The following is a 12,086-nucleotide window of genomic DNA, read 5'->3' on the forward strand; positions in this document are numbered from 1 at the left end:
GACTTCCCTTACTGTTGAGAGACCGACGTTTGATGTCTTGTTTCAAACCACTTGAATGCCGTTCTGCACCCACAAGTGGTGGCTCGGATCCTCCTGTGCCGTGTATTGAACATAGTCGATGCCGTCGGCCTGTTGCGTGCCATCGGCGACCCAGCCATCGGTCATGTGCACGCTGTCCCTGTCGTCACCCTTGATCAGCAAAGTGTTGTTGTCCGAAGAGGTAATCGCCAGCAGATCGCCGAGATTCAATGTCAGCGCAACCGCACTGGAATGGTTGAGGTCGAGGATTTCGACGTTGTGGATCTTGCTCTGCAGATCGCCGAGGTTGATCGACACATCGCCACCGGCCCAGAGCAGGGTGTCGGTGCCGCTGCCGCCGTCCACCGAGGTGAACTGCTGATCGGCGATGATCAGCGTGTCGTCGCCACCGCCACCTTGCAGCGTGACGGCGCCACCGTGCGAGCCGTCGAGGGTGTCGTTGCCTTCGGTGCCCTGGATCAGTTCGCTGCCAGCGACATGGGCCAGACCGAGGTCATCGCTGGCCAGTGCCGAGAACGCGGTGCTGGCGAATGCGCCGGCATTGTTCAGGTCGATGGTCAGCGTCGCGGTATCCACGGTGCCGTTGGGGTGGGTGAGTTGGTAGGTGAAGGTGTCTTCCTGGCCGATCACCGCATCGGTCAGCCCGGCCTTGAGCGTGTAGGTGTAGTTGCCGTTGGCCTGGACCACCAGGGTGCCGTAGTTGCCGACCAGCGAGACGCCGTTGTAACCCGGCGCGACGTAACTGCCAGCGACCAGCACGCTGAGCAAGGTATAGACCGAGCCCAGTACATCGGCACCGCCGCCCGCGGTGTCAGTGAGCAGGTTGCCCGATACCGGTGTGTAGCTGCCGACCACGAACTGATTGTTGTAGGTCGCGACGTTGATCAGGCTGGTGTTGACGCTGGTCAGCAGGCCGAGGCCGCCCACTGCCACCCGCACCTGATAACTGCCGGCGGTCTGGTCGTCGAACTTGATCCCGTAGTTGCCGCCACCGAGATTGAGCAGCGCGTTGCCGCCGTAACTCTTGACCAGTACGTACTGGTTGGTGGCGGTATTGAGTTTGTACAGGCCCACCGTCATCGAACCGAGCAGCGCCAACAGGTTGCTCGAATTGACCACCACGGTCAGGTCACTGACGGTATCGGCCGCGACCACGGTGTTGTAGTTACCGCTGCCGCCGCCCAGCAGGACATTGAACGTGCCAAGGGCAGAGTTGGTGGTGACTTCGCGGTTGATCAGGGTGACGTCAGTCGAGGCGACGTCTGGCGTGGCATCCACCACCAGCGCCGGGCTGCCAAGGTTGGCGTCATTCCACACTTCGCTGGCTTGCGGGCTGTCGATGCGCACGTACAGATTGGCGGTGTCGCTCAAGCCGTTCGGGTGCACCAGTTGATAGTTGAACACGTCGACTTTGCCGACGCTGCCAACACTGCCGTTCGGTTTGTAGCTGTAGTTGCCATTGGCGTCGATGGTCAGCGTGCCGTACAACCCTTGCACCGTGGTGCCGGCCCCAGCGCTGACCCAGGCGCCGTTCTTGAAGATCTGCAATTGCGCGCCGTTGTCCGGGCCGGTCTGATCGGCCGTGCCATCGACGCCGACGTTGGTGATGACGTTGCCGGTCACCGCTGGCCCGGCAATGCCGTTGAACTGGGTCAGGCTGCTCACATCCAGTTGCAGCTGGGTATTGACCGTGGTCAGCACGCCGATGCCGGTGCTCGAAACCGTCAGTCGATAATCGCCTGACAGCAGGTTACCGATGTCGACCCGCACGCCCTGGCCGGCGAGCGCGATCAGGTCGAGCAGACCGCCGCTGCCGTTGACATCCAGAGTGACCCAGTTGCCGCTGGCATCTTTCACTTGCAGGGTGTAGACCACGCCATCGATCAGCGAAATCAGACTGCTGGTGGTCAGCGTCAGGGTCGGATCAAGACGCGTGCCGCCGGCCACGGTGAAGGTGAAGGTTTTCGAGAACCCGGCCAGCAGTGTGGTGAACGAGTCGTTAAAGGTCTGCGACGCGGTGACCGGAGCCAGGGTGACGGTGCCAACGGCGAGGTTATCGCTGGCGATCACTGGCGCGTTGACGTCGACGTCCGGCGCAATGACGTTGGCGGCCACCGAAACGTTGCCGCGAGCGTCGCTGAGATTGACGGTGAGGTTTTCGCCGTTGATCTGCGCACTGCTCAGGGTGACGTTAAACACGCCGAGGTTGTCGACCGTGCCAGTGCCCAGAACGCTGCCGCTGGCCGACTTGATGGTCACGGTTGCACCGGCTTCACCGGTACCGGTGACGGTCAGGCCATCGGCACCGACCAGCAGCGCCGTTGCCGCAGCGGGCGGTGTCAGGTCTGGCGCCGTCGCGGTCGCCGCTGCCGATACGTTGCCACTCGGATCGGCCTGGGTAACGCTGAGCACTTGGCTGTTGATCTGCGCCGAGGCCAGTGTCACCGAGAAACTGCCGTTAGCGGCGACGGTCGCGGTGCCGAGCACCGCACCACCGACGCCGAGCACGCTGATGGTCGAACCGGGCACGCCGACGCCAGTGAGCACGGTGCCGCTGCCATTGACGCTGACGCCAGTCGGCGCGCCGAGGGCGGTAATGTCCGGCGCCGTCAGGCTGGCATTGGGCGACAGATTGCCGGCCGGGTCGACCAGACGCACGGTCAACAGCTGCCCGTCGAGTTGCGCGGTGTTCAGGTTGAAGCTGAACGTACCGCCACTGCCCACGGTGGTGGTGCCGATCAGCGCGCCGCCGGGGCCGTAGACGTTGACCGTCGCACCGGCTTCGCCCGTACCGCTCAGGGTCAGACCGTTGGCAGCGAGCGTCAGACCGCTGGCCGCGATCGGCGCCTGTACGTCAGGGGCCGTCAGATTGAAGACCTGCGACAGATTGCCCGTCGGGTCGGCCTGTTGGACGTTGAGCTGTTGGCCATTCAGTTGCGCGCTGGACAGTTGCACGGTGAAGGTGCCGCCAGCATTGACCACAGCGGTGCCGAGGACGGTACCGGCTGCGTTGGTCACGCTGACGGTCGCGCCGGCCTCACCCGTGCCGCTGACCGCCAGGCCGGTGCCGTTCAGGCTGACATTGCTCAGCGGCGCCGGCGCTGTGGTATCGGCGACGCTGAGGTTGGTAACCGGCGAAACGTTGCCCGCCGCATCACTCTGCGTGACGCTCAGTTGCTGGCCGTTGAGTTGCGCCGATGACAAGGTCACCGAGAACGAGCCATTGCCCGCCACCGTCGCCGTGCCCAGCACCGCGCCTCCCGCACCGCGAACAGTGACGGTGGCGCCGGCTTCACCGAGCCCGCCGAGCACCAGACCGGCACCGCTGAGGACCAGTGCTGTCGGAGCGGCCGGGGGAGTGATATCGGGCGCAGTTACGTTAAGACCGGATGAGGTGTTGTTGGCCGCATCGGTCTGTGTCGCATTGAGCACCTGACCGTTGACCTGCTGCGTATTGAGCTGTGCGCTGAAAGTGCCATTGGCGCCAACCGTCGCATTGCCCAGCACCACGCCGCCAGCGCCGGTGATGGTCACCGACGCGCCGACTTCGCCGCGACCGGTAACCAAAGTGCCGTTGGCGTTGACCGCCAGATCGCTGAGTGGCGCCGGCGCCGAGGTGTCACCTGCGGTGATTTCAGTCGGCAGCGAGGCGCCACCCAACGCAGTGTTGGCGGTGACTTCGAGGCTTTGGCCGTTGGTTTGCGCAGGCGTCAGCACCACGCTGAACGTGCCATCCGCGCCGGTGACGCCGGTGCCGATCAGACTGTTGTCAGGCCCATAAACATTAATGGTGGTGCCGAGCGCCGCCGTGCCGGTCAGCGTCAGACCATCGGCCGTAAGCGCCAGATTGGCTGGAGCGTCCGGTGCCGGAACCGCCGGGACAGTCAGGTTAGCGTCTGCCGAAACGTTGGTTGCGACGTCGATCTGATTCACCGTCAGCACCTGGCCGGCAGTGATGCCCGGCGCCAGATCGATCAGGAACGTACCGTTGGCGGCCACTGTGCCGGTGCCGACGATATTGCCCAGCGCATCGGTCACTTCGACACTCGCGCCGGCTTCGCCACGACCGGCGAGCTGGCTCAGATCGCCGCTGATGGTCAGACCGGTGACGGCATCTGGAGCGGTAGTATCAGCCGCCGGGTAGAGCAGCACTGGCGATGCGTTTTGCGCCTCATCCGTCGCGATCACTGACAACAACTGACCATTGGCCTGGGCCGGATTCAGCGTAACGGTATAGGTGCCGTCGCCCAATGCCACCGCCGTGCCGAGCACGGTGCCGGTGGCGGACAGCACAGTCACGGTGCTGCCGGCTTCGGCGGTTCCGGCGAGCAAGGTGCCGGCGCCGGTCAGCGATGTCACCGTTGGTGCGATCGGTGCAGTGCTGTCCGGCGCGTCGACCAGTACGGGCTCGGACTGGTTGTTTTGCGCGTCGGCTTGCACGACCGACAGTGCGCGGCCATCGATTTGCGCAGCCGACAACGTGACGCTGAAATTGCCATCTGCGGCCACGGTCGCCGTGCCGAGCACCACCGTGCCGTCGCGCACGGTGACGGTCGCTCCGGGCTCGCCGGTGCCGGTCACGGTCAAGCCGTCCTGGCTGACATTGAGGTCGGCCACCTCCAGTGGATCGGTGATATCGCCCGCTTGCACGGGCGCTGTCGGCGATGTGTTGGATGCCAGATCGGTCTGATTGACGCTCAACAGCTCGCCGTTCACTTGCGGCGGGTTGAGGGTCACGCTGAACGAGCCATTGCCGGCCACGGTTGCCGAGCCCAACACAGTGCCAGTCGCGCTGAGTACACGCACCGTGGCGCCGGCTTCACCGCTGCCGGTCAGTGTCACGCCATTGGGCGTGAGAACGAGGTCGGTGGGCGCAGCGGGCAGGGTGATGTCCGGCGCAGTGACGGGCACGATCGGCGAAGGGTTGCCCGCCGCATCGCGCTGGATCACCGACAAGGCTTCACCATTGAGCAGCGGCTGGTCGAGCGTCACGCTGAAACTGCCGTCGGCCTGCACCGTGCCAGTGCCGACGATAGTGCCCAGCGCATTGGTGACGACCACCTGCGAGCCAGCCGCACCGGAGCCGGTAATCAGGCTGCCGCTGGCGTCGATATCGACATCGGTCAGCGCGGCAGGAGGCGTGCTGTCCGGCGCGGTCAGGGTGCCGGCAGGCGAGGCATTGCCGGCCGCATCCGCCAACACCACGAACAGCGCTTGGCCATTGGTTTGCACCGGAGTCACGGTGATCTGGAAACGACCATCGCTACCCACGGTGCCGGTGCCCAGTTCGGTGCCATCGGCCGACGTCACACGGACAGTGGCGCCGACTTCGCCGGTACCGGTGAGCAGACCGCCATCGGCATTCAGTTGCAGATCGGCCGGCGTCGCTGGCGGGGTCAGATCCGGGGCGGTGACCGTCACCGGGGCGCTGACGTTGCCGGGTGGATCGGCCTGCTGCACGCTGAGAATCTGTTCGTTGATCTGCGGCGGATTGAGGGTGACGCTGAACGTGCCGTCGCCGAGTACCACGCTGGTGCCGAGCAAAGTGCCGTTGGCATCGCGCACGGTCACGGTCGCGCCGGGTTCGCCAGTACCGATGACCAGCGCGCCGGACGAGTTGATATCGACGTTGTCCAGTGGATCAGGTGGGGTGAAGTCCGGCGTGGTCAGGTTCACTGCCGGCGAGTCGTTGCCCGCTGCGTCGGCCTGCACGACGGTGATCACTTCGGCATTGGTCAACGCCGGGTTCAGTGGCAGCGTGAACGTACCGGTCGCGCTGACCACGGCGGTACCAAGCACGTTGCCGTCACTGTCGATGACCCGCACCTGCGCGCTCGGTTCGCCGCGCCCGGTCAAGCTTGCGCCGTCGCCGCCGATGCTCAGTTGCGAAACGGCCGCTGGCGGTGTGCTGTCGACCGAAGTGAACGGCGTGGCTGCCGAGGTGTTGCCCGCTGCATCCGTCAGCGACACGGTCAGCGCCTGGCCGTTGGCTTGCGGCGTGGTCAGGGTGATCGCAAACGTGCCGTCGATGCTCACGGTGCCGGTCCCGACCAGCGCTCCGGCGGTGTTGTACACGTTGACCGTGGTGCCGGCCTCACCGGTACCCGACAGCAGCGTGCCGTCAGTGCTTGCCACCAGCGCCGCCGGCGCATTGGGCGCGAGCAGGTCCGGGGCGATCAGGTTGACGCTGTTCGATTCGTTGCCGGCGGTGTCGGCCTGGCTCAGGCTCAAAGTCTGACCAGAGGTCTGTGCCGGGCTGAGGGTGACGCTGAAGGTGCCATTGGCCGCCACCACCGCGCTGCCGAGAACCACTCCGCCGATGCCGAGCACGGTTACGGTGGCGCCGGCTTCACCGCGCCCGGTCAGGGCCGTGCCGTTCGGTGCCAGGCTCAGTTCGCTGAGCGGCGTTGGCGCGGCGATATCGGCAGCGGTGTAGTCGGTCGGGGATGAATTGATACCGGTGCTCGACGTCGCCACGGCAGACAGCTGTTCGCCGTTGAGTTGCGCGGCGTTGAGGGTGACGCTGAAAGTGCCATTGGCCGCCACCAGCGCGCTGCCGAGCAACACGCCCGAGGCATTGCGAATGCTCACGGTGCTGCCGGCGGTGGCCGAGCCGGTCAGGGTCAGGCCGTCAGCGCTGAGGGCCAGATTGGTCGGTGCACTTTCCGCCAGATTGCCCGGTGCAGTCACCGGCGCCGCCGGTCCGGTGTTGCCGGCAGCATCGATCTGCACCACGGAAAGATTCGATCCAGCCACCGCCGCCGGGGACAACGTGACGCTGAAATTGCCATTGCTGGCAACGGTCGCAGTACCCAGCAAAACACCGCCGGCATCGCGAACTTCCACGCTGGCGCCGACCTCACCAATGCCGGTCAGGGTGGCACCATTGGCGCTCACCGCCAGATCGCTCGCTACCAACGGCGCCGTGCTATCGACCGCATTGACGATTGCCGGGGCCGACGGATTGCCTGCCGCGTCGGTGGCCGTCACGTTCAGTGCCTGGCCATTGGTTTGCGGGCTGTTGAGGGTAATCTGGAAAGTGCCGTTTGCGGCCGCCGTGGTGGTGCCGAGAAGATTGCCCTGACTGTCGCGCACGGTCACCGTGCTGCCGGCCTCGGCGTTGCCCGACAGTTGCACGCCGGCAGCATTGAGCGTCAATGCGCTCGGAATCGCCGGGGCGGTCAGATCCGCGGCGATGACTTCAACCGCCGTCGAAACGTTGCCCGGCGGATCTTCCTGAGTGACGGTCAGCACTTCGGCATTCAGTTGTGCTGCGTTGAGGGTGACAGTGAACGCGCCGCCACTGCCGACCTGCGCGGTGCCGAGCAAGGTGCCGTCGGCGCTGCGCACAGACACCGTGGCGCCTGGCTCGCCATGACCAGTGACGGTGACGCCGTCAGCATTCACCGCGACTTGGGTCAGTGCAGCTGGTGGGCTGATGTCGGGTGCGTTGACGCTGGTCGACGGCGAGACATTGCCGGCAGGGTCGGTCTGGCTGATCGCCAACGCCTCGCCGTTGGTCGGCGCTGGCGCCAGGGTCACGCTGAACGCGCCGTCCGCGCCAACCACGGCACTGCCGAGCAAGGTGCCGTTGGCGGTGGTGACATTGACCGTCGCGCCAGCTTCACCCGTGCCGCTGAGGGTGCTGCCATCGGCGCTGATCAGTGGATTCTGCACGGCGGCCGGCGGGGTGCCGTCGACGGTGATCACGCCAGTGGAAGTCGAGGCGTTACCATTGGCGTCGGTCAGAGTGACCTGCAGGGTTTCGCCGGTGTTCTGCGCATTGGGCAAGGTGACCTGGAAATTGCCGCTCTGATCGACTACGCCGGTCGCCAACACGTTACCGGCGGCATCGCGCACGGTCACGGTGCTGCCGGCTTCGCCCTGGCCTTTGACCACGGTGCCGACGTCATTGATGCTGACGCCAGTCGCTGCGGCGGGCGGTTGCAGATCGCTGGCAATGATGCCAGCGGGTTGCGACAGGTTGCCGGCGGCATCGCTCTGGATCGCGGTAAGCGCCTGGCCATTAAGTTGTGCCGGCGTCAGCGTCAGGCTGAACGTGCCATTGCTGGCGACCAGTGCAGTACCGAGCACGGTACCTGTGGCGTCGGTGACAGTGACCGTCGCCCCGGCCTCTCCGCGTCCTGTGAGTGTCGTGCCGTTGGCATTCAGCGCCAGATTGGTCACCGCGTCCGGCGCCGTGCCATCGATCGCCGTCACCGTGCCCGGAATCGACACGTCACCGTCGGGACTGGTGGCCGTCACCTGGAGGACTTGCGCATTGATCTGTTTGCTACTGAGCAACAGGGTGAAGCGGCCGAAGCTGTTGATCAGCCCGGAGCCGAGCACCGTGCCGCTGCTGCTGGTCACCGTCACGGTGCAACCGGGCGTACCGGCGCCGGTCAGGGTGAAACCATCGGCACTCAAAGCCAGATCGGTCGGGGTCGCGACCTGGGTACCGTCCAGTCCTGCCAGCGGCACAACGGGCGAATCATTGCCGCCGCCGTCAGTGCTGATGACTTCCAGATTGCCGCCGGGCTCGGCCGGTGGACTGAGGGTCACGACGAAGCGGCCGTCCTCACCCGCCGTTGCGGTACCCAGCACGAGAGCGCCGCCAGCGATGCTGACGGTGACCGTCGTGCCCGGTTCGGCAAGTCCCGACACTTGCGTGCCGGCCGGGTTGAGCGCCAGATCGCTGACCGCTGCCGGCGGGGTGCTGTCCGGCGCAGTGACGCTGCCGGGAAGCGAACTGTTGGCGCCGTCCGACACCACGACTTGCAAGGCTTCGCCATTGGTCTGCGCCGTATCGAGGTTGACCGTGAAGGCGCCCGTGCCGTCAGCGGTCGCGGTGCCGATGACGTTGCCGTCGGCATCCAGCACCTGCACCGTGTTATTGGGCTGCGTGGTGCCGGTGACCGTGGCACCCGCAGGATCGATGAGCAGACCGCTCGGTGCAGGTGGGGCGGTGATGTCCGGTGCCGTAACCGGCGTGGCCGGCGAGGGCAGGGCACTCGCATCGGTCTGGATCACACTCAGCACCTGACCGTCGAGCTGAGCCGGGCTCAGGTTGACGCTGAAATTGCCGTCGCTGGCGACCACCGTAGTGCCAAGCACCGTGCCGTCCGCTGCGCTGACGGTTACGGTGCTGCCGGCTTGCCCGGTGCCGGTCAATGTCACGCCGTTGCTGGCGAGTACGACGTTGTCAGGCGCCAGCGGCGCGGTGGTGTCCGCTGCGGTCAGCGGCGTGTTGGGGGAGACGTTCACGCCATCCGATTGGCTCACTTGCAGTTGTTGGCCATCGATCTGCGGGCTGTTCAGCGGCACTGTAAAGGCGCCGCTGCCGTCGACGATCGCGGTGCCCAACACATTGCCGGCCGAATCCTTGACCGACACCGTGGCACCGGACTCGCCTGTGCCACTCAGTTCAGTGCCGCCTGCATTCAGCGTCAGATTGGAAGGGGCAGTGGGGGCCTGGATATCCGGCGCTTCAACTGGAACTGCCGGGGAGCCAGTGGGCGAGCCATCGGTCTGCACAACGCTGAGGTTCTGGCCGTTGGTTTGTGGCGAGGACAGGGAGACTTCGAACCGGCCGTTGCTGCCGACCAAAGCTGTTCCCAGCACGGTCCCGTTGGTGTCAGTGACAGTAACGGTGGCGCCGATCTGACCCGCGCCGGAGACTACGGCGCCATTGGCAGAAATGCTCACATCGGTCACGGCGACCGGCGTGGTCAGATCGGGTGCGGTGACGTTGACCGGCGCCGAAGGATTGCCTTCCGCGTCGGTCTGGATCACTTGCAGTTGTTGCGCATCGGTCTGTGGTGTGGAAAGTGGAACGGTAAAATTGCCATCGGCATCCACCGTGCCCGTGCCGATGATGTTGCCGGCCGGATCGCGCACAGTGACCGACGCACCCAACTCACCCTTACCGGTGAGCGTCTGCCCCTGAGCGTCGAGCGCGAGATCGGAGACGGCCGTCGGCCCTTGGGTGTCAGGCGTCACGTAGTTCAGTGGTGCGGAAGTGTTGCCAGCGGCGTCGCTGGCACTGATCTGCAGTGTTTCGCCGTTGTTCTGCGGACTGCTCAGTTGCAGGCTGAACGTGCCGTCCGCCGCCACCACGGCCGTGCCGAGCACATTGCCGTTGGCGTCGCGCACCGTTACGGTCGAACCGACCTGGCCGCGTCCACTCAACTGCGTGCCATCGATGCTCACTGCGATGTCACTTGGTTGGGTCAGCCCGTCGAGGTCAACCGCGATGATAGTCGCTGCTGGCGAAGGGTTGCCGGCGGCGTCGGTGACCAGCACGCTCAGCGCTTCACCATCGATTTGCGCGGCATTGAGTTGCACAGTGAACGAGCCATCGGCTGCCACCTGCGCTGTGCCGAGCAGCGTACCTTGCGCATTGGTGACGCTGACTGTGCTGCCGGGTTCGCCACGGCCGGTCACCGAAAGGCCATCGCTGCTCACGGCCAGATCCGTTGCAGCAGCGGGGCCGGTGATGTCTGGTGCATTGAAGGTCACGGTCGGCGATTGCGCACCGGCGCTGTTGACCGCCACGATACTGAAGGTTTCACCGTTGGCCTGCGCACGAACCAGCGTCAGCAGGAAAGTGCCGTCAGCAGCCACCGCCGCACGCCCGAGCAGTTCGCCGTTGGCGGTACGGACTTCAATCGTGGTGCCGGCCCGGGCGGTGCCGGTGAGTTGACTGCCGTCGCTGCTCAAATCGAGATTGCCTGGCGTCGTCGGTTCGACGATCTCCGGCGCGCTGACCGTTGCGCCGGTCGAGATATTGCCTGCCGCATCGGTGGCATTCACGGTCAGCGACTGGCCGCCGGTTTGCGCGGGGCTGAGGGCGACACTGAAAGTGCCATCCGCCGCCACCACAGCGCTACCGAGCAGAGTGCCATCGGCGGCGCGCACCTGGATGGTCGAGCCGGCTTCACCGGTGCCGCCGAGTTGCGTGCCATCAGGGCTCACGCTGAGATTGCCTGGTGCGGTCGGCGCGGTGGTATCCGGCGCAGTGACCGTACCCGGCGTCGAAACGTTGCCCGCGGGGTCGGTGAGCGTGACGTCGAGCGGCTGGCCATTGTTCTGCGGCGTACCCAGGTCGACCTGGAAACTGCCATCGGCGCCAACGGTTCCGGAACCCAAAAGGTTGCCGGCTGCATCGCGTACCTGAACGACACTGCCAGCTTCGCCAAAACCACTCAGCACCCGGCCATCGGCCGACAAGGTTAATCCGGTCGCGGGCGCAGGAGGCGTCGCGTCTCCACCGCCACCACCGCCGCCGCCGCCGCCACTTCCGCCCGCAGCGGCCGCCGCACCACCCGCGCCCAACAGGCCCAGCCCGGCAATCGCCCATGCCGGCGTCGCGCCATCCACCACACCGACGCCAGCGATCAGCTCGTCCAGCGAATTGATTTCGTCAAAGGTAAAGCCATTGAACGGCTCGGCGCTGTAGCGCGCCTGCCACAGCGTCGCGTCGTCACCCTGAAAGACAATGTCATTGGGCACGCCGTCAGGGCTGGTGACAAAGAAATTGGAGATTTTGATTTGCTCGCCAGACTTCAGATTGACGATCAAATCCTGACCGCTGCGACTGGTCGACGCCAATTGATCGGGCCGAACCGGCATTTGTACAACTGAAGGCTGACTGAGCTGAACATTGCCCCAGTTCTGGGCAGTGAGCTGAGAATTGGCTTTGTCGGCAATGACGATGTTGTCCATTACTACTCCCTGTAAATGGGTGGGGCGGACGTCCACGGATGGTTTTAAAACCATAGATAGGGAGTGTCGGATGGGGCTGCCTGATTTTTGACGAGCGTATGGATGGGCCATTTGCCCACGTTTATCTATTTGAAAATCTGCTCTATTCAGGTCGTTACCGTTTGTCGGGACGTTGGATCCAAGCGGTTTTTGGGTGCAACAAAATGTGTCGGTTTCGACATTATCCAACGAGACGCTGGAAAATATCCGGGCGGAATCGAGGAGAGCGATGGCTAAGCGATATTGAATTTCTCAAAGCGCAGGCCAACCTCCGCAGCTGCCTG

At 65.0% G+C, this 12,086-nt stretch carries 1 protein-coding gene; it reads right to left on the reverse strand.

Features of this window, described 5'->3' with window-relative positions:
• Positions 1-42: 42 nt before the first annotated feature.
• Entirely contained in the window at positions 43-11,763 is an 11,721-nt protein-coding gene (locus AB4N73_RS06275) for a BapA/Bap/LapF family large adhesin (protein WP_460143083.1), read from the reverse strand.
• Positions 11,764-12,086 lie beyond the last annotated feature (323 nt).

Source organism: Pseudomonas sp. S3_B08, from assembly GCF_054667725.1.

What these genes read in the sequence shown, in the direction of transcription:
- AB4N73_RS06275 (WP_460143083.1), bottom strand. Translation starts at nt 11,763, where the DNA reads ATGGACAACATCGTCATTGCCGACAAAGCCAATTCTCAGCTCACTGCC.